The following is an 18,227-nucleotide window of genomic DNA, read 5'->3' as shown; positions in this document are numbered from 1 at the left end:
CCTGAAGCCTGGTTCAGGTCAAGCATGGCCTGTTTTGGCACAGGTAAGCGCTTGCCAGATCGACGAACGTTGATTTAATGAGGCATGGGAATCGGACGGAGAACTCTTCTCGGCGCTGCTCTCGGCGGCGCGGTCAGTGCAGCTTGGGGAGCGGGCGACGCCTCGGCGGCCGGCCGGCATCGCACGGTGTTCGTGGCGGGCGACTCCACGGCGGCGACCTATGCCACCGCTGACGTCCCCCGGGCCGGGTGGGGGCAGGCCCTGCCGGCGTTCCTGCGGCCCGGTGTTGCCGTCTCGAACGCCGCGCTGTCCGGGGCGAGCTCCAAGAGCTTCGCCGACCTGGGCCGGCTCGACCTCATCCTGGCCGCGATCCGCCCCGGGGACAGCCTGCTCGTGTCGTTCGGGCACAACGACGAGAAGTCCGAGGACCCCGCCCGCTACACCGAGCCGTGGACGACGTTCCAGGACTACCTGCGGCTCTACCTCGACGGCGCCCGCGCCCGGCACGCCCATCCCGTGCTGGTCACCCCGGTCGAGCGCCGCCGCTTCACAGCCGACGGCGTGCCGTATCTGTCCCACGGCGAATACCCGGACGCCATGCGCGATCTGGCTGCTCGTACGCGTACCCCACTGATCGATCTGACCGCTCTGTCCTTCGACCTGTGGAGCAGACTCGGCCCCGAGCCGACCAAGGACTACTTCCTGTGGCTCGACCCGGGAGAGTCGGTCAACTACCCGGCCGGCGTCGCCGACAACACCCACTTCCAGGCCCATGGCGCGATCGAGGTTGCCCGCCTGGTCGCGGCGCACGGCAGGACCCTGCCGGGCCGGGACTTCGCCGCCATCCACAATGCTCACATCCCGGACGACGTCCTGGTCTGGCCCCCGACCCGGCCGGCGGAGAGCTGACCCAGCCCGGCGGATTCCTTGCCTGGTGCAGGTGGTCGTCGTGCGGCTGCCCACCGCGACCGACGGTCAGAATTCGGGCAGCGGACATCACCCCAGCCGGCGACGCAGACGCAAACGGAGACGAAACCGACTGCGTGTTCACTTCCCCGCCGATGCATACAGCGGTGCGGAGCGCTCACCGGGCGGGGTGGCCGGCGCGAGTCGTGAGCCCTCGATGTCGAGGTGGGGCAGGAGGCGGTTGAGCCAGCGGGGGAGCCACCAGGCCGCACGCCCGAAGAGCGTCATCACGGCGGGGACGAGCATCATGCGTACGAGGAAGGCGTCGGCCAGAGTCCCGGCAGCGAGGCTGAAGGCGATGGGTTTGATCGTGTTGTCGCCGTGGCCCAGGGCGCCGGAGCCGAAGACGCCGATCATGATGAGGGCCGCGGCGGCGATGACCTTGGCGCCGTGGGCGAATCCGGTGCGGACGGCGGTGCGGGGGTCGGCGCCGTGGGCGTGTTCCTCGTGGATGCCGGTGAGCAGGAACATCTCGTAGTCCATGGAGAGGCCGAAGAGCACCCCGATCACGATCACCGGAAGGAAGCTGAGCAGCGGCCCGGCGGGGTCGACGCCGACCGGGCCGGCGAGGTGGCCCTGCTGGAACACCAGGACCGTGCAGCCGAGCGCCGCGCCGAGGCTGAGCAGGAAGCTGATGACCGCTTTCAGCGCGACCAGCACCGAGCGGAACACCACGAGCAGCAGCAGGAACGCGAACCCGATGATCAGCGCGAGGTAGCCGGGGAGCCGAGCCGCGAGCAGGTCGGAGACGTCGATGGCGATGGCGGTGCTGCCGGTCACCTCGAGCCCCGGGCGTTCGCGCAGGTCGTGGACCAGTGTGGTGGTGGATTCCGCGTCCGGGCCGCCGGTGGGGTAGACCGTCAGCAGCACCTGTCCACTGTGCTCACCGCTGGGCACGACCCTGGCCACTCCCGGCGCCGCGTCGAGTCCCTGCTCGGCCGCGGCGGTGCCGACGACCAGGATCGGTGCGTTGACGCCGGCGCCGAACCCGGCGGCCTTCAGGTCGTACGCCTGCCGGACCGTCGACGTGGACGGCTCGGAACCGTCGGTCGGCAGCCCGAGCCGCAGGTGCAGCACCGGGACGGCGAGCGCGCCGAGCAGGACGACCGGGATGAGGACACCGAGCACCGGGAAGCGCGCGATCCAACCCGCCCAGCGCAGGGCGTACTTCCCGCCGGCCGGCACCGTGCCCGTCGCGAGCCGGCGGCGGGTGCGGCGGCCGAGGATGCGCGGGCCGGCGATGCTCAGCAGGGCGGGGGTGAGCGTCACCGTGATCAGCATCGCGATCGCGACGGCGACGGCGGCGGAGACGCCCATCTGGGTCAGGAAGCCGACGCGCATCACGGCCAGCCCGGCCAGGGCGATGATCACGGTGAGCGCGGCGAAGACCACCGCGGTGCCGGCGGTGCCGACGGCTAGGGCGATGGATTGTTGTACGGGTATCCCGTCGATCAGCTGCCGCCGGTGCCGGTTCACCACGAACAGCGCGTAGTCGATCCCGACGGCGAGACCGAGCAACAGGGCCAGCGACGGCGCCACGTCACTGAGCGCGATGAACCGCGTGGCCGCATAGATGCCGGCGAGGCTGACCCCGAGCCCGAGCAGTGCGGTGACCAGAGGCACGCCGGCCGCGACCAGCGACCCGAACGTCACGACAAGCACGACCAGCGCGATCAGCAACCCGATGTCGGTGCTGCTGCTGGACTCCGCCGCCGGTGCGAGCCCGGCGGACAGCTCGATCCGCAGCCCCGGACCCCGGGCGGCGTCAACCACCCCGGCGAGCCCCGCGGGCACGTCGTCACCGGTCAGCGTGACGGACAGCAGACCCACCCGCCCGCCGGGTGACAGGGTTGTCGCAGGAGCGGAGGCGACCCCGGGCAGGGCGGCGATATCGCTGCTCAGCCTCGTGATGGTCGCCTTGTCGCCGGCGGTCAGCGTCTGTCCCGCCGGAGCGGCGAAGACGATGTCGCCGCCCGGGTCGTCGCCGATCCCGAACTCGGCGTCGATGCGCTGCAGCGTGCCGACCGAGGCCAGCCCGTCGATGGTGAAGTCCGGGTCGAGCGGCTTCGACCAGGCGGCGGCGCCACCGGCCGCGGCGGCGAGCAGAGCGATCCAGAGAACGACGATGAGCCACCGGCGGCGGGCGCTGAAGCCGCCGATGCGTGCGAGTAGACGAGCCATGCGGCAAGTCTGCGAACGTCGCCGGCCGGTGGCATCAGACCGTGGTCTTACAGCCGGGTTGATTTTTTCTCCACCCGTGGTCTGATTCGCGAAAGCCCCGGCGGCCGTACGGTGAAGCGGTGACATTCCGGATCAGTGGTGCCCGGCTGAGCTGGCTGCTGTGCGCGGCCGAGCTGCCGGTCTTCGTGGTGCTGACGTTCACGACCGCGCCCGCGGCTTACGGAATCCTGATCGTGGCCTGCGTGATCGCGACGGTGCTGGCCTGGACCGGCTGGCTCGCGTTGCAGCTGCGCCGCGGTGACCGGCTGCCGGTCGATCCGGCCGCGCTCAGCCTGCTCGTGGTTGTCGCGTCCACGAGCGGATTCGCCGGCGTGGCCGGTGGCAGTTCCTGGATCGTCATCCTCATGCTGGTCGTGTGCCTGCACGCGGCGACGTCGCTGCGCCGCCGTGCGCTGGTGGTGCCGGCCGCCGGTGCCGCCGCGGTGGGAGCCGGCTGGGCGTTCGGGGGCGGCGACGGCGGCACGACGCTCGTCCTGCTGGCGCTGATCGGCGGCTTCTTCGCCGGCGGCCTCGCGCGTGGCCTGAGGCAGGCACAACTGCGCGAGGCCCGGGCCGGGCAGGCCGACCGGGAACGAGCCGCCGCGCTTGCCGAACGCTCCCGCATCGCCCGCGAGATCCACGACATCCTCGCCCACTCGCTCGCCGACCTCTCCATCCAGCTGGAGCTCGCGGACGCGCTGCTCACCGACGCGGGCGACACCAGCGGCGCCCGCGACCGGGTCCGGCACGCCCACGGGCTGGCCGCCGAAGGCATGCGCGAGACGCGACGGGCGGTCCACGCCCTGCACAGCGACGCCCCGCCGCTGCCCGAGACGCTCGCCCTGCTGGTCGGGGCGCAGGCCCGCCTGGCCGTGACGGGAGCGCCCCGGCCGCTGCCCCCGGCTGCCGGGCTCGCCCTGCTCCGCACGGCACAGGAAGCGCTGACGAACGCCCGCAAGCACGCTCCGGGCGTACCCGTCACCGTTGATCTTCTGTACGGCCCGCAGCGAACCACCTTGATCGTCCACAATGCCGTGCCCGCCCTGTCCCCGGCTGGCACCGGCGCGGCAATCGGCTCCGGCGTCGGTTCTGTGGAGGGCGGTTACGGCCTAGCGGGAATGAACGAACGGCTGCGGCTCGCCGGCGGCTCCCTGAGCGCGGGCACGCACTCCGGCGGCTGGACCGTCCGCGCCGAGGTCCCCGCATGACCACCCCGCTGCGGCTGCTGATCGCCGACGACCAGACCAGCGTCCGGGCCGGCCTGGTCGCCCTGCTCGGCACGGTGCCGGACATCGAGGTCGTGGGAGCCGCAGCCGACGGCGCCGAGGCGGTCGCCCTGACCGCCACCCTCCGACCCGACGCCGTCCTGATGGACCTGCGCATGCCAGGAATGGACGGCGTCGAGGCCACCGCCCGCCTCGCCCGGACGCACCCGGCGGTGGCGGTGGTCGTCCTCACCACCTACGCCGACGACGAGAGCGTGCTGACCGCGCTCTCCGCGGGCGCCCGCGGCTACCTGACGAAGGACGCGAGCCGCGCCGACCTCGCCCGCGCCCTGCACACCGCGGTAGCCGGCCAAGTCACCCTCGCCGCCCCGGCCCAGCAGGCGCTCCTCGCCGCGGCCACCCCACCGACCCAGTACCGTCCAACCCAGGGCCGTCCAACCCAGGGCCGTCCCACCTGGCCAGTGGGCCTCACCGACCGCGAGAGCGAGATCTTGCAGCTCATCGCCGAGGGCCTCGCCAACCGCGAGATAGCCGCCCGCCTGTTCATCGGCAACGCCACCGTCAAGACCCACGTCAATCACATCTTCGCCAAACTCGGCGTCACCACCCGCCAGGCCGCCCGCGACGCCGTCACACGCTGAGGTCCGCGAACGGCGTCACGAGCTCACCGGGCAGCGCCACCGCGGTGTCCGTCCAGCGGTCCCACTTCGCCGTCGGGGAGGCGGCATTGACGCAGCAGGCCCGAGGGGCCGCAGGCGTGACTGGCATGATCTGACGCCTGGTCGGAGGCGAGGGGCGGCGATGGCAGTTGCCGGGGAGCACGAGGACGTCAGGCGGATCCGGCGGCGCGCCGCGGACGCCTCGATGGGCTTCGGACTGGTCGCGGTCCTGGTCGCGGTTCTCAGCAGCACCGGGCCGATGCTGCCCGGCTACGCACTGCTCGCCATCGGCGGCCTGGCGGGAATCGGGGTCTACGCCGCATCGGACACCACCGTCTCCCGGTGGTTCACGGCCTGGTCGGCGGGGCTCACCGTTCTGGGCGTCGTAGCGCTGGTCGTTGTCGGCTGACGCGCTGGGTAGGGTTCGCGGGTGACGTTCACGCGGGCAGAGCTGGCGGGTTATCGGGGTGGGACATTGCCGGATCTGCTCGGGGATGAGGTTCGGTTGTTGTTTGCCGGGATCAATCCGGGGTTGCTGACGGTGGCGACGCAGAGTCATTTCGGGCGGCGGGGGAACAGGTTCTATCCGGCGCTGTTCCGGGCGGGGATCGTCGATCGGGTGATCGATGCGTCGGGCGGGTTTGATCCGGCTGATGTGGCGCACCTCAAGGATCGGGGTGTCGGGATCACGAGTCTGGTGGCGAAGGCGACGGCCAGGGCTGATGAGCTGACTACTGAGGAGCTGCGGGCGGGTGCGGTCGCCTTGGCCGGGCGGGTCGCCCGGATCCGGCCGCGGGTCGTCGCGATGCTGGGCATTACCGCGTACCGTGCGGCTTTCGGTCAGCCGAAGGCTGTGGCCGGGCGGCAACCGGACCCGCTGGCCGGTGCCGTCCTGTGGGTGGTGCCGAATCCGAGCGGGCTGAACGCGCATGCCACGGCTGACTCGCTGGCGAGTGCGTATGCCGAGGCTGCCGTGGCGGCGGGAATGGATCTGTATCCGCGTTGAACTCGGCGGCGGCGCGGCCGTTCATCAGGCCGTGGATGAAATTTCTGTTGCTGAGTTCCGGACCGATGTCTTCGACAAGGAGTACATCACCTTGAACGAGACCCGGGAAGGGATCGTGGTCGGGGGACGGCACCTGCTCGACCGGCTGCCCCGGGCGTTCGAGGGGGTCGATCAGATCGGGGTCATCGGGTGGGGGCCGCAGGCGCCGGCGCAGTCGCAGAACCTGCGAGATTCGCTCGCCGGCAGAGGGCGCGGAGACGAACGGGGCGGGCATCAACGCGAGCTTCGCCGTTGAGCAGGACGTCACTGGGCGGGCCACCGATCGGGCGCTGGCTGGTCGGTGGGGCTGGGGGCGCCGTACACGTTCCAGACCACGCTGCGGTCGGAACACCTGTCCGACCTCACCGGGGAGCGGGCCATTCTGCTCGGCGGGGGTGATCGGGCTCTATCAGCGGCTTGACGATGCCGGGCGGGAGATCTTCGCTCGGGCGTACGCCGCCGCGTACCCGGTCGGGCTGGAGCTCACCCACGAGATCTGCGACGAGCAGCTGCCGCTCGATCCGTTCACCGCCGGCGTCTTCTGCGGCGTGATGATGGGCCAGATCGACAGCTTCATCGAGTACGGCCACCCGTACTCGGAGATCGCGAACGAGTCGGTCATCGAGGCGACGGACTCGCTCAACCCGTACCCGATCCATGAGGTGCTGCGCGAGTGTGCGCGTTTGCGTCCGTCGGTGGATATCTTCGTCGCATGAACGGCCACGATGAAGCATTCGCCGAGCTGCTCGCGGACAGCTATGCGCACCTCGTCGGGCGGCCCCTCGTGCCTTCGGGTGTGCAGGATGCCGCGGCGTGGTTGTACGACGCGCCGTTCGGTCTGCTCGCTCACGACACGTCGCCGGATCCGCTGTTCGTCTACGCCAATCTGAGTGCGCAGAGGCATTTCGGGTACGCGTGGGACGAGTTCGTCGGGCTGCCGTCGCGACTGTCCGCGGGGGAGGAGGCGCGGGAGCCGCGCCAGGTCCTGCTGGACGGGGTCCGGAGCAAGGGATACGCCGACGGTTACCGCGGGCCGCGGGTGACGAGAACGGGGCGGCAGTTCTGGATCGAGGACGTGACCGTGTGGAACCTTGCGCGCGCTGACGGCGTACGTGTGGGGCAGGCGGCCCTGATCGGTGGCTGGAGCGACTGAACCGCGCTGGTTTCGCTCAGCTGAGCAGCGGGGTCAGTTTGTCGGCGATCGCCTGGTGTCCTTTGTCGTTCGGATGGACAGAATCGCTCAGTCCATCCGACGGCAGCCAGCCGGTGGTGTCGACGTAAACGACATTGGTGTCGCCGGCGGTTTTGCGCGCTTGGACAGCGGCCTGCGTCTCCGCGGCGTACCGGCCGATGAAGGTGCGCAGTGCGACCAGCTTGGCGTTGGGGAACTTGGCCCGGATCTGCTGGAGGAAGGTGGTGTACTTCGCCTGGAACGCGGCCCCGGTCACGCCGTGGCTCTTGTCGTTGGTGCCGAGGTTGATCACCACGGCGGTGGGCGTGTAGCGGGCGAAGTTCCACTGGTCGGTGTCCACCTGGCCGCCGCTGGACATCCAGTAGCGGGTCTCGTGCGCCCAGCAGGCATCCGTGGTCTCGGAGAGGCACATGCCACCGATCGCGATCTGCGTGTGGTCGGCCCCGAGCCGCTCCCCGGTCACAAACGCGTAGTCCGTGACGGCCAGTTTGGTGCTCGTGGTGCCCGCCGTGATCGAGTCACCGACAAATTCGATCAGTTTCGTGCGGGCGGGCGCTTTGAACGTGGTCGCGCCCGCGTCCAGAGTGAGCCCCTGGAAGACCGCGTCGCCGGTGTACGACCCTGCCACCTGCCGGTAGCTGACGATCAGCGTGTGATTGCCCGCGGCCAGCGCCGTCGGGGTCAGATTGACCGTTCCGGACACATTGGTGTAAGCCGTGAACACTCCACCGTCGATGCTCGCCCAGAAACTGATCGTGTTGCGCTGCTTGAGTTTGACCGTCCTGCCGGTGAAACCGACACGAACGTACGCGCCGGCCCAGTACGGCACGTACGCGGAACTGTTCGTCGTGTTCCACCGCCCGGCAAAGCTGATGTTCGTATCCGTCGGCGACCCGTCCCCGGCCGCAGCGACAGCGGCAGGCGCACTGATCGCCGCGCCGGCGGCGGGCGCGTTGATCGCCGCGCCGAGGGGGAGCCCGAGGCTGAGCGCCGCGGTGAGGACGATGCGCCGTGCACGCTTCCCGATGACCATCATGGCGCACCTCTCTCGACGACTTTCCTGGCCAGAGTCGCCCTATAATCGACGCATGTCAATGTTACGGGGAGTTGACCGGGACGTTTCCGGCCCGCACGGCCCGGTGCCGGTGCGCATTTACGAGCCGCAGCAAGGCCCGGCGGCCGCCGCACTGGTCTGGGCGCACGGTGGGAGCTTCAATCACGGCGACCTGGACATGCCCGAGGCGGACATGGTCGCGGCCGAACTGTCCCGGCACGCACAGGCCACCGTCATCTCGGTCGGCTACCGGCTGGCAGCGGGCGGGGTGCGCTACCCGGTGCCGGTCGACGACGTGGACGCGGTCTGGCAGTGGGCGTGCGCGCAGGGCTTCGCCGATCGGATCGGCATCGGCGGTGCGAGCGCGGGGGCGGCGCTGGCGATGTCCACCGCACTGCGCGCCCGCGACGCCGGCCGGCGTACCCCGGATCTGCTCCTGCTCGCCTACCCGTTCGTGCACTACCCGGTGCCCGGCGCCGGCGGCTACGACGACATGGTGCGCAACTACGTCGGCCGGCTCACCGACCTGCCTCCGGACGCCCTGCCCGGCGGGGCCCGGCTGGACGGGCTGCCCCCGGCCCACGTGCTGCTGTCCGAGTTCGACGATCTCCGGGCCTCGGGTGAGCTGCTCGCCCACCAGCTGCGCGGGGCGAACGTCCCGGTGACCACCTTCCTGGCCCGCGGCGCCACCCACGGCCACCTGAACCGCCCCGCCGATCACCCCACCGCCGTCGAGGAGTCCCTGAACTACCTCGCCGGAAAGCTGCGCAAAGCCGGGTAGATCAGCCTTTGAGGCCGGTGTGGGCCAGACCCTCGATGAACTGGCGCTGGGCGATGACGAAGACGATGAGAACCGGGATGGCCGTCATGGAGGCGGCGGACAGCTGGACGTTCCAGAGCTGCCCCTGGTAGGCGTCGGTGAACTGGGTGAGGGCCTGCGGCAGGGTGTACCGGGTGCGGGTCGAGAGGTAGACGACGGGTTCCAGATACAGGTTCCAGCTGTGCAGGAACGTGAAGATGGCGACCGCGCCGAGGGCGGGGCGGGCCAGGGGCAGGGCGATGCGGCGGAAGATGGCGGGGCGGCCGAGGCCGTCCATGCGGGCTGCCTCCTCCAGTTCGCCCGGCAGGGTCAGGAAGAACTGGCGCATGATGAAGGTGGCCAGGACGCTCGGTGCGCCGAGGATGGGCACCAGGATCAGCGGCCAGTGGGTGTCGACGAGACCGAGGGTGTTGAACATCCGGAACAGCGGGACGATCGTGACCTCGCTGGGGATGAGCAGTCCGGTGAGGACGACCAGGAAGAGCCCGTTCTGGCCGGGGAAGCGGATCCGGGCGAACGCGTAGCCCGCCATCGACGCGACGATGAGGGTGCCGGCGGTGACGAGGACGGCGATGTAGGCGCTGTTGAAGTACTGCTGGGCGAACGGCTGCAGCTCGAACACCTGACGCCAGGGTTGCACGGTCCAGTGCCGGGGCCACAGGGCTGCCGAGAAGATCTCCGCGTTGGGCTTGAACGAGCTGGTGATCATCCACCAGGTGGGGAAGACGAACGGGACGCAGAGGGCGAGCAGGACGGCGTACAGGAAAAGCCTGGTTCTACGACTCATGGAAGACCCACCTCTTGCGCATCTGCCACTGCAGCAGGGTCAGTGCCAGGACGATCAGGAAGAGCAGTACGGACAGCGTGGAGCCGTACCCGAAGGCGTGGAACTGGAACGCCTGCTGGTACAGGTAGTAGACGAGCACCGTGGTGGAGGTGCCGGGCCCGCCCTGGGTGAGGACGCTGATCTGGGCGAAGACCTGCAGCGAGCCGACCACGGTGATGATCGAGGTGAGCAGGATCGTGGGGCTGATCAGCGGCAGGGTGATCCGCCGGAAGACGGTCCAGGCGGATGCGCCGTCGGTACGGGCGGCCTCGTAGAGCTCGTGCGGCACCCCTTGCAGCGCGGCGAGGAACAGCACCATGTTGAGGCCGACGTTCTTGAAGACCTGCACGACGATCACCGCGGTCATCGCGGTGCCGCCGGAGCGCAGCCAGTTCGGGCCGTGCAGCAGCGAGTTGACCCCGCCGTTGTCCTGCAGCAGGAAACCCCACACGATCGTCCAGGCGAGCAGCGACACCACGACGGGTGAGAAGAACAGCACCCGGAAGACCGTGGTGCCGCGCAGTTTCTGGTTGAGCAGAACGGCGAGCAGCAGGGCGAGGGTCAGGTTGAGCACGACCAGGCCGAACGAGAACAGGGCGGTGGCCCGCAGGACGGACGGCAGGTTCGGGTCGGCGGCGAGCGCGCGGTAGTTGTCGGCGCCGACGAAGTCGAACGTGTCGGCGAGGACGTTCCATTCGTGCAGGCTGTACCAGAGGACCAGGACGAGCGGGACGAGCACGAACACGACCGATCCGGCGACGGCGGGCGTGATGAACAGGTATCCGGTGAGCACATCGCGTCGCCGGGTCGTCCAGAACGTGCTCACTTGGACAGCAGCGGCTGGATCGCCGCGCAGACGCCGCTCAGGACGGCGGGCACGTCGGCGCCGGGCCGCCACATCGGGTCGAGGGCGGCGCGGACGGCCTGGCTGATCTCGGCGTTGCCGGTGTGGCTGGGCTTGACCACGCCGGTGGCGATGCCGTCGATGACGACGTCCTGCAACTGCGCGGGCTTGAGCAGCGGGTTGGACTTCGCCAGGGTGGCGGCGGTCAGCTGCGGCTTGCGCGGCGGCGGGAAGAACGCGGCCAGCTTCGCCGAGTTGGCCTCGCTGGTGAAGAAGCTGAGGAAGCCGGTGGCGGCGTCGGCATGCTTGCCTTTTTTCAGTACGCCGAGACCGGCCTGGCCGATCACCGAATAGTCACCGTTCGGCCCGGCCGGCAGCGGCACCAGGGTCCAGCCGAACTTCGCGTCCTTCAGCAGCGAGGCACGCGAGATCTGGGTGATCGTCATGGCGGACTCACCGGCGAAGAAGTCGGCGCTGGTACCCGGCGCGGGCATCGCCTTGGCGGTGAACGTGGCCTTGTGCAGGAAGTCCATCGCGGCCGCCATCGCGGGCTGGTCGAAGCCGCAGGTCTTCCCGTCGGCGCTCCACGCCTCGGCACCCCAGCCGCCGAAGACGGTCGCGAGGTTCGTCCAGTCCTTGTAGTCGAAGTCGCGCACGACGAGGCCCTGTTTGCCGGTCTTCGCCGCGGTCGCCCCGGCGACGGCGATCGCGGAGTCCCAGGTCCAGGCGGCACCGGTGGGCAGGCTCTGGCCGGCGGCTTTCAGCAGGTCGGTGTTCACAAAAACCCCGAAGGGCGAGGTCGAGAAGGGGTACGCCATGAGCGTCCCGTCCCGCTGCCAGAGCGCCGTGGCCGCCGGCACGAGCTCGGCGGGCTTCTCCACGGCGTCGCCCAGCGGCACGAGGGCCCCCGACGATACGAAGTCCGGTGCGGCGGACTCGAGGATCCACGCCAGATCCGGGGTGTTGCCACCGGCGATCTGCGTCGTCAGCGTGGTGGTGTAGTTGTCGATCGGCAGGGCGTCGAACGTGACACTGACGTCGGGGTGGGTCTGCTTGTACTCGTCGGCGATCGCGGTGAACAGCTCCACGTGGGCCGGGTTGGCCGACCACGTCGTCATCCGCAGCGTGATCGGGCCGCCGTCCCCGGAGTCGTCCCCCGCGCAGGCGGTGAGCGCGCCGAGCAGGGCGACGGTGGCTATGCCGGCTATGAGTCTCATGGCGAAAGGTCCTTTCAGTAACCGGCGACGTCGGGCCAGCGCAGCTCGACACCGTCGGCGGTGAGGCGTTCCTGGAAGGCGGCGAGCAGGGCCGGGGTGTTGCGGACCGCGCGGGGGGTGACCGCGTGGGTCAGGCAGAAGCCGGCCAGCGCGCCGGCTACCTCCCCGACGTTCCACTCCACCGGGTGCAGCCGGTGCGAGCCGTTGGTGATGTGGGTGGTGCCGATGTTCTTGCCCGCGGGCAGCAGGTTCTCGACGCGCTGCGGGATCAGCGCGCCGAGGGGGATCTCGAACGGGCAGGACGCGACATCGATGTACGTGTCCCCGCCCGTGGACGGGTGCAGGTCGATGCGGTACATCCCGACACCGGCCGAGTCGGGATGGGACACGGCACCCTTGTCGCCGCGGACATCGAGCGCGAGGTCCTGCTCGACAATCGTGTATTCGGCGCGGATCCGCCTGCCCTCACGGATGTACGGCGCCATCGCGAGCCCGTCGGTGCCGCCCGTGACATCCCCGCGCAGTCGTAGCCCGGGCCAGCCGGTGCCGCCGTCGGGGCGCGGCGCCTCGGTCTGCATCCAGTACAGGACCGAGCGGGAGAGCTCGCGGGCGGCGACCTCCGCGGCGGGGGAGTAGGGGGCCTCGAAGTAGTCGATCATCGGCCAGTTCACGAGGCAGATGTCGCTGGGGTAGGCGCCGTCGCGGAACTGGCGGCGGGCCGCGATCCGCCGGAACGTCCACAGGTTGCCGTCGCCGGGATTCACCCGCTGATCCGCGTCGACCAGCGCGGGGTCGTCGTCCGGGTTCGGGGTGAACGAGCGGGTCGACAACTCCAGCGTGCGGGGGTTCGGTGTCTGCCAGGAGAGCATCGGGGCGCCCCAGAACGTCGGCTGGTAGTCGCGCCAGAACCCGTACGACGCCGGGCGGTCGACGGTGTGGTCGCCGTCGACGTGGTCGATCGCGAAGCAGACCGAGAATGCCTGCTCATTGCCGGGATCACCGGCCTCGGGTGCGCTGGGCTCGCCGGTCTCGTGCCGTGACTCCGCGCCGGTGACGTGTTCCGTGCCGGTCAGGGGCAGCAGTTCCCCGGTCTCGGTGGCGTCCAGGACGTAGGGGGCGGTGAGCACGAGCTCGTCGCCGTGGTGGTGCACGGTGACCGACGTGACCCGGTCGCCGTCGGTCTCGGCCGAGACGGGCCAGGCGGGCTGGAGCACGGTGAGCCGGCCCGACCCGCGGTACGGCGCCAGCATCGCGTCGATGACCGCGACCGCCACCCGTGGCTCGTGGCAGAGCCGGCTGACATGACCCGCGCCCGGGTTGAGATCACGGGTACTCCGCGCACGATCCGTGAGCGGGTAGTGCGACCGGTAGTAGTCACGGATGCCGTCACGTAGCGCTCGGTAACTGGCCGTCACCCCGAAACGTTCGACCCAGCTGTGCTCGTCCGGGGGCACGGCCTGACTGGTCAACTGGCCGCCCAGCCACGCGTACCGCTCGGTGAGCAGCACCGACCGGCCGGCCCGCAGCGCGCCGAGGGCGGCGGCCACCCCGCCGAGCCCGCCACCGATGACCAGGACGTCCGCGTGCAGCTCACGCATGGGGAACCGCCAGCGTCGCCCCGGCCACCGGCTCGCACGGCAACAATCGCTGTACCGGCCCGCCCGTCCCCTCGATGACGGCGGTCAGCACCTCGACGGCCTGCCAGCCCATCTCGCGACGCGGGATCCGGAACCCGGTGATGTCCAGGTCCGTGCTGGCCGGACGGGTGGGATCACCCAGAGCGATCAAGGACAGATCCTCCGGTACGCGCAGCGCACGCGTACGGGCCTCCTCGGCGAGCGCCACCCCGTCGGCGAACTCCTCCACGAGCACGCACGTGCAGCCGTGAGCCATCAACTCGTCGAGCGCTCCGGGCGTACCCGTCACATGAACTCCTTTGATCCTGGTCTCGGCCACCGCGGTGGTGAAGCCGAGCATCCGGTCGGCGTGGGACTCGGGGCCGGCACCTTCGCCGAGGTAGCCGATCGTGCGGTGCCCGAGCTCGTAGGCCCGGCGCACCTGGGCGGCCGTCGCCGCGGGATAGTCGGCGCCCACATAGGGCACCGGGCCACCGGCGTCGTCACGCCGGCCGACGCTCACGAACGGTTCGCCCTCGGCCAGCAGCCGGGCCAGTTCCTGCGGGTCGAGCCACTGCCCCAGCAGGATGCAGCCGTCCGCCAGCCGTAGCCGGTTGTCCCGGTGGAAGATCCGCCGGCGTCCGTCCACGACCGGGGCGCTGGTGAACAGCAGCAGGTCGCAGCCGATCCGCTCGGCGCACTCCTCGATGCCGACGAGGAACGGGTGGTAGAAGTCGCCCTGGCCGGCGGGGAAGACCGGCTCGTAGGTGAAGACGCCGAGGAAGCGGTTGTGCCGGGCGGCCAGCCGCCGCGCGATCGGGTCGGCGACGTACCCGGTGCGGCGGATCGCCTGCAGCACCCGCTCGCGGGTCTCCGGTGCGATGCGGACCGCCGCGTCGTCGCGCTCGTTGAGCACGAGCGAGACGGTGGCCTGGCTGACTCCGGTCATCCGGGCGATGTCCTGCTGCGTGACCCGCCTGCCGCCTGCCATCGGGGAAGTCCTCCCTGTTACGTCGTTAATACGCATTAGTTAACGCGAATTCGATCGTGGGGCACCGGATCGGCGTCCGTCAAGACGAAAGCCTTCAGTAATAGGTATTAGCACCTTGACCGGTCCGTGTAACCGGTACGAAACTTTGCGGTCAAAGGGAGGCGATCTCATGAAACGACGCGCACTGCTCGCAGCCGGCGCCGCAGGAGTCACCGGTCTCGCCGCGCTACCCGGACCAGCCCGGGCCGCTCTGCCGGGTGGCATGCCCACGTACACGTACCTGCGTGACGCGCTCACCATGCCGCTGAACTACAACCCGACCGGGGAGTTCATCTTCCCGTGCATCCGCGGCGTCTACGACAAGATCAGCGGCGCCCGGGGCCGGTACTACCTGTACTACGCGCCGCACGAGAAGCCGGGCGGCATCTGCGTCGCCTACGCGAACTCGCTCGCCGGACCGTTCACCGAGTGGACGGGCAACCCCGTCATCGACAACGTCTTGCCCAGCACCACGGTGTCCCACGTGTCGTCGCCCCACGTCATCTGGGACGCGCCGACCCGCCAGTTCTACCTGTACTTCCACGGCGAGAACACCACGACGCGGGTGGCCCGGTCCGCCGACGGCATCAACTTCCGTGACGAGACACCGATCCTCAGCACCCGGCTCGTACCGGGCACCACCGAGACGTCGTACGCCCGCGTCTTCGAGCACGCCCTGCCCGGCAAGGGCAACAAGTACACGATGGTCTTCATGGGGGTGAACAACGGCAGACGCCGGCTCTACCACGGCTGGTCACCGAACGGCTGGGACCAGTGGCAGTTCAGCACCACCCCGCTGGTCAACCCCGAGCCCGACGGCGTCACCGACATCTCCGGCCCGTCGCTGGTCTCCCGCAACGGCACGACCTACGTCGCCTACCATGGCAGCGACGGCCGGATGCGTCTCACCGAGGTCGGCAACGCCTTCGACCGCGAGATCCATCTCGGTACGTTCTACACGCCCATCGCCTCCGACAACGGCCGCGCGGCGGCACCCTCGTTCGGCACGGACGGCGGCGTCCAGTACATGTTCTACGAGGCCGGAGCCCGCCTCAACGCCCGGATCTGCATCGCCCGCGCCGCCTAGCCGCTCCCATCGGACTCGAGGCCGCCGGCCGCTGTCAGTGGCCTCCGGCAGGCGGCCTGACCTCAGTGGCCTCCGGCAGGCGGGCTGACTTCAGTGGCCTCCGGCTGGCGGGCTGACTTCAGTGGCCTCCGGCCGGCGGGCTGACTTCAGTGGGCGGGCCGGCGGGTTGCTTCAGTGGGTGCGGGCCGGTTCGGGGGCTGAGTCCGCGGTGAGGCCGTTGAGGGGGACCTGGCGGGTGTCCGGGTCGTCGTCGAGGCGGACCTGGTAGCCCGCGGGTGGCCCGGTCCGGTCCCATTCGACGCCGACGACGGTGCCCGGGCGGTCGCCGACGCGGACGCGGGTGCCGGGCGGGTGGGCGCCGTGGGGTTCGACGAGGAGGGCGTCGAGGATGTGCCGGGCGCCGTCGAGGGAGCTGCGCAGGCTGGTGGAGCGCAGCTCGCGGCCCAGAGTGATCGCCGCGTCGCGGATTCGCCGGTCGGGGGTGGCCTCGCCGGCGGTGATCGCGGCTTCCACGCGGACCCACAGGCGCCAGCGGTCGTGGTCGAGCAGGTGCCGGGCGGCCCGGTCGAGGGCGGCGAGGGAGATGTCGACGGCGGCTTCCTCGCCGAGCTCGGCGGCCCAGGCCAGCTCGTCGGCGGGGGGAAGGAGGTTCGGTGATTCGTGTTCGAGGACTGCGTACAACATGGCCAGGGCTGTTTCGCGGCCTTCGCCGTGATAAAGCGGGCCGATGCCGGCGGTGGCGCGCAGTGGCGGGAAGCGGGTGGTCAGGTGGGCGGCCCGGCCCAGGGGGAGTTTCGTGGCCAGCCGGGTGTCGCTCACCCGGGAGTTGAACGTGCGGTGTTCGCGGGCAGCGAACATCCAGGCCCGGTGCTCGTCGGTCCCGATGGGGAAGCTGGGGCGGGTGGGGACAACGGAGACTGCCGGTGCCGGTGCCGGTGCCGGTGCCGGGGCCTGCGCCCTGGCCGTGAGCAGGCGGGCAGCGACCGAATAGGCCACGCCGAGCTCGGCTGCCAGGGCGCGGATCGCGCGTTTACGCGCGCGGTCAGGTGCCGGTTGCCGATCTCTGGTTGCGCTCATCGTGGTCCTCCCTCGCCCATCGTAGGTCACCTTCGTTGTATGGTTGCGAGGCAGCGCGCCTGCACGAGCGTAGCGAGGCTCCCCACGCGGGTCACGCGTCAACGCCAAGAGGCTTCGACTCAGCGCACGCAACTCCTGTCCGCTTCCGCACGTGCGCGTGCGTTGCCTTGGGCGGGGTGCGTGGGGCTTCGCTGCGAGGACGTGATTGTCGTGTTCGAGCGGTTCACTGACCGTGCCCGACGGGTTGTCGTCCTGGCCCAAGAAGAGGCCCGGATGCTCAACCACAACTACATCGGGACAGAGCACATCCTGCTCGGCCTGATCCACGAGGGTGAAGGTGTTGCCGCGAAGGCTCTGGAGAGCCTCGGCATCTCCCTCGAGGGGGTCCGCCAGCAGGTCGAGGAGATCATCGGCCAGGGGCAGCAGGCACCGAGCGGGCATATTCCGTTCACGCCGCGCGCCAAGAAGGTGCTGGAGCTGTCGCTGCGCGAGGCTCTGCAGCTGGGCCACAACTACATCGGCACGGAGCACATTCTGCTCGGCCTGATCCGCGAGGGTGAGGGTGTTGCCGCCCAGGTCCTGGTGAAGCTCGGCGCCGACCTCAACCGGGTCCGTCAGCAGGTCATCCAGCTGCTCTCGGGCTACCAGGGCAAGGAGCCGGCGGCGTCCGGCGAGCCCGCCGCTCCGTCCTCGTCGACCGTCCTCGATCAGTTCGGGACAAACCTGACGCAGGCGGCCCGCGAGGGCAAGCTCGACCCGGTCATCGGCCGGGAGAAGGAAATCGAGCGCGTGATGCAGGTGCTGTCGCGCAGGATGAAGAACAACCCCGTCCTGACGGGCGAGCCCGGCGTCGGCAAGACCGCCGCGGTGGAGGGCCTGGCCCAGGCGATTGTCAAGGGCGAGGTCCCGGAGACGCTGAAGGACAAGCAGCTCTACACGCTCGACATGGGCTCCCTCGTCGCCGGTTCGCGCTACCGCGGTGACTTCGAGGAACGTCTCAAGAAGGTGCTGAAGGAAGTCGGCACCCGCGGCGACATCATCCTGTTCATCGACGAGATCCACACCCTCGTGGGTGCGGGTGCCGCCGAGGGTGCGATCGACGCCGCCTCGATCCTCAAGCCCATGCTCGCGCGTGGTGAGCTGCAGCTGATCGGCGCGACGACCCTCGACGAATACAGGAAGTTTGTCGAGAAGGACAAGGCCCTGGAGCGCCGTTTCCAGCCGATCCAGGTTGCCGAGCCCTCGCTGGCGCACACGATCGAGATCCTCAAGGGTCTGCGTGACCGTTACGAGGCGCATCACCGGATCAGCATTACCGACGCGGCTCTGGTCGCTGCGGCGACGCTGG

The 18,227-nt window shown here is 70.0% G+C and carries 20 protein-coding genes; 11 read left to right on the top strand and 9 right to left on the bottom strand.

Features of this window, described 5'->3' with window-relative positions:
- Positions 1–84: 84 nt before the first annotated feature.
- The gene (locus tag Ahu01nite_RS44050) at positions 85–909 is read left to right on the top strand and encodes a rhamnogalacturonan acetylesterase (protein WP_203842741.1); all 825 of its coding nucleotides are present in this window, start codon (positions 85–87) and stop codon (positions 907–909) included.
- A gap of 138 nt (positions 910–1,047) precedes the next feature.
- Here Ahu01nite_RS44050 and Ahu01nite_RS44045 read toward each other — a convergent pair whose 3' ends face one another.
- Complete coding sequence (locus tag Ahu01nite_RS44045) at positions 1,048–3,147, bottom strand: MMPL family transporter (RefSeq protein ID WP_203842740.1); 2,100 nt, start codon at positions 3,145–3,147, stop codon at positions 1,048–1,050.
- Positions 3,148–3,266: 119 nt separating this feature from the next.
- Between Ahu01nite_RS44045 and Ahu01nite_RS44040 the strand changes: the two genes are divergently transcribed.
- A complete protein-coding gene (locus Ahu01nite_RS44040) occupies positions 3,267–4,394 on the top strand; it encodes a sensor histidine kinase (protein ID WP_203842739.1) in 1,128 nt (375 codons plus the stop codon).
- Entirely contained in the window at positions 4,391–5,053 is a 663-nt protein-coding gene (locus tag Ahu01nite_RS44035; protein WP_203842738.1) for a response regulator, read from the top strand. The genes Ahu01nite_RS44040 and Ahu01nite_RS44035 overlap by 4 nt, the downstream gene beginning before the upstream one ends.
- Here the strand turns inward: Ahu01nite_RS44035 and Ahu01nite_RS44030 are convergent.
- Entirely contained in the window at positions 5,043–5,180 is a 138-nt protein-coding gene (locus Ahu01nite_RS44030; protein WP_203842737.1) for a hypothetical protein, read from the bottom strand. The two genes, Ahu01nite_RS44035 and Ahu01nite_RS44030, sit on opposite strands and share 11 nt — an antisense overlap.
- Positions 5,181–5,213: 33 nt before the next feature.
- On the opposite strand from Ahu01nite_RS44030, the gene Ahu01nite_RS44025 reads away from it, so the two are divergent.
- The 5 genes from Ahu01nite_RS44025 (at position 5,214) to Ahu01nite_RS44005 (ending at position 7,269) form a co-directional block, all read left to right on the top strand.
- Complete coding sequence (locus tag Ahu01nite_RS44025; protein WP_203842736.1) at positions 5,214–5,480, top strand: hypothetical protein; 267 nt, start codon at positions 5,214–5,216, stop codon at positions 5,478–5,480.
- 21 nt (positions 5,481–5,501) lie between these two features.
- Entirely contained in the window at positions 5,502–6,077 is a 576-nt protein-coding gene (locus tag Ahu01nite_RS44020) for a mismatch-specific DNA-glycosylase (RefSeq protein ID WP_203842735.1), read from the top strand.
- Complete coding sequence (locus Ahu01nite_RS44015; protein WP_203842734.1) at positions 6,031–6,372, top strand: hypothetical protein; 342 nt, start codon at positions 6,031–6,033, stop codon at positions 6,370–6,372. The genes Ahu01nite_RS44020 and Ahu01nite_RS44015 overlap by 47 nt, the downstream gene beginning before the upstream one ends.
- A 139-nt stretch (positions 6,373–6,511) precedes the next feature.
- Positions 6,512–6,832: a hypothetical protein gene (locus tag Ahu01nite_RS44010; RefSeq protein ID WP_203842733.1), complete on the top strand. Its 321-nt coding sequence runs from the start codon at positions 6,512–6,514 to the stop codon at positions 6,830–6,832.
- A complete protein-coding gene (locus tag Ahu01nite_RS44005) occupies positions 6,829–7,269 on the top strand; it encodes an MEKHLA domain-containing protein (protein ID WP_203842732.1) in 441 nt (146 codons plus the stop codon). The genes Ahu01nite_RS44010 and Ahu01nite_RS44005 overlap by 4 nt, the downstream gene beginning before the upstream one ends.
- 16 nt (positions 7,270–7,285) lie before the next feature.
- On the opposite strand, the gene Ahu01nite_RS44000 is transcribed toward Ahu01nite_RS44005, so the two are convergent.
- The gene (locus Ahu01nite_RS44000; RefSeq protein ID WP_239159627.1) at positions 7,286–8,344 is read right to left on the bottom strand and encodes an SGNH/GDSL hydrolase family protein; all 1,059 of its coding nucleotides are present in this window, start codon (positions 8,342–8,344) and stop codon (positions 7,286–7,288) included.
- A gap of 52 nt (positions 8,345–8,396) precedes the next feature.
- On the opposite strand from Ahu01nite_RS44000, the gene Ahu01nite_RS43995 reads away from it, so the two are divergent.
- On the top strand, positions 8,397–9,143 hold the full coding sequence (locus tag Ahu01nite_RS43995) for an alpha/beta hydrolase (protein ID WP_203842731.1): 747 nt from the start codon (positions 8,397–8,399) through the stop codon (positions 9,141–9,143).
- A 1-nt stretch (position 9,144) separates the two neighbouring features.
- Here the strand turns inward: Ahu01nite_RS43995 and Ahu01nite_RS43990 are convergent, their stop codons facing one another.
- From Ahu01nite_RS43990 to Ahu01nite_RS43970, 5 genes are read right to left on the bottom strand one after another with little or no spacing between them, the layout of a single operon-like run.
- Complete coding sequence (locus Ahu01nite_RS43990; protein WP_203842730.1) at positions 9,145–9,969, bottom strand: carbohydrate ABC transporter permease; 825 nt, start codon at positions 9,967–9,969, stop codon at positions 9,145–9,147.
- Complete coding sequence (locus Ahu01nite_RS43985; protein WP_239159626.1) at positions 9,959–10,834, bottom strand: carbohydrate ABC transporter permease; 876 nt, start codon at positions 10,832–10,834, stop codon at positions 9,959–9,961. Before Ahu01nite_RS43985 ends, Ahu01nite_RS43990 begins: the two co-directional genes overlap by 11 nt.
- On the bottom strand, positions 10,831–12,069 hold the full coding sequence (locus Ahu01nite_RS43980) for an ABC transporter substrate-binding protein (protein WP_203842729.1): 1,239 nt from the start codon (positions 12,067–12,069) through the stop codon (positions 10,831–10,833). The genes Ahu01nite_RS43985 and Ahu01nite_RS43980 overlap by 4 nt, the downstream gene beginning before the upstream one ends.
- Before the next feature lie 14 nt (positions 12,070–12,083).
- Positions 12,084–13,667 carry an FAD-dependent oxidoreductase gene (locus Ahu01nite_RS43975; protein WP_203842728.1) on the bottom strand — a complete coding sequence of 528 codons (1,584 nt, stop codon included), beginning with the start codon at positions 13,665–13,667 and terminating at the stop codon, positions 12,084–12,086.
- Complete coding sequence (locus Ahu01nite_RS43970) at positions 13,660–14,676, bottom strand: LacI family DNA-binding transcriptional regulator (RefSeq protein ID WP_239159625.1); 1,017 nt, start codon at positions 14,674–14,676, stop codon at positions 13,660–13,662. The genes Ahu01nite_RS43975 and Ahu01nite_RS43970 overlap by 8 nt, the downstream gene beginning before the upstream one ends.
- Before the next feature lie 169 nt (positions 14,677–14,845).
- Here Ahu01nite_RS43970 and Ahu01nite_RS43965 point away from each other — a divergent pair, with 169 nt between their 5' ends.
- On the top strand, positions 14,846–15,802 hold the full coding sequence (locus Ahu01nite_RS43965) for a glycoside hydrolase family protein (protein ID WP_203842727.1): 957 nt from the start codon (positions 14,846–14,848) through the stop codon (positions 15,800–15,802).
- Positions 15,803–15,973: 171 nt separating this feature from the next.
- Here the strand turns inward: Ahu01nite_RS43965 and Ahu01nite_RS43960 are convergent, their stop codons facing one another.
- The gene (locus Ahu01nite_RS43960) at positions 15,974–16,879 is read right to left on the bottom strand and encodes a hypothetical protein (protein WP_203842726.1); all 906 of its coding nucleotides are present in this window, start codon (positions 16,877–16,879) and stop codon (positions 15,974–15,976) included.
- A gap of 210 nt (positions 16,880–17,089) precedes the next feature.
- On the opposite strand from Ahu01nite_RS43960, the gene Ahu01nite_RS43955 reads away from it, so the two are divergent.
- Positions 17,090–18,227: Clp protease N-terminal domain-containing protein (locus tag Ahu01nite_RS43955; protein ID WP_203842784.1), on the top strand; the 1,138-nt coding region annotated here is incomplete at its 3' end.

Source organism: Winogradskya humida (genome assembly GCF_016862215.1).
GTDB lineage: Bacteria > Actinomycetota > Actinomycetes > Mycobacteriales > Micromonosporaceae > Actinoplanes > Actinoplanes humidus.
Note: the sequence above shows the minus strand (reverse complement) of the source record. Positions and strands in the feature narration are given on the sequence as shown.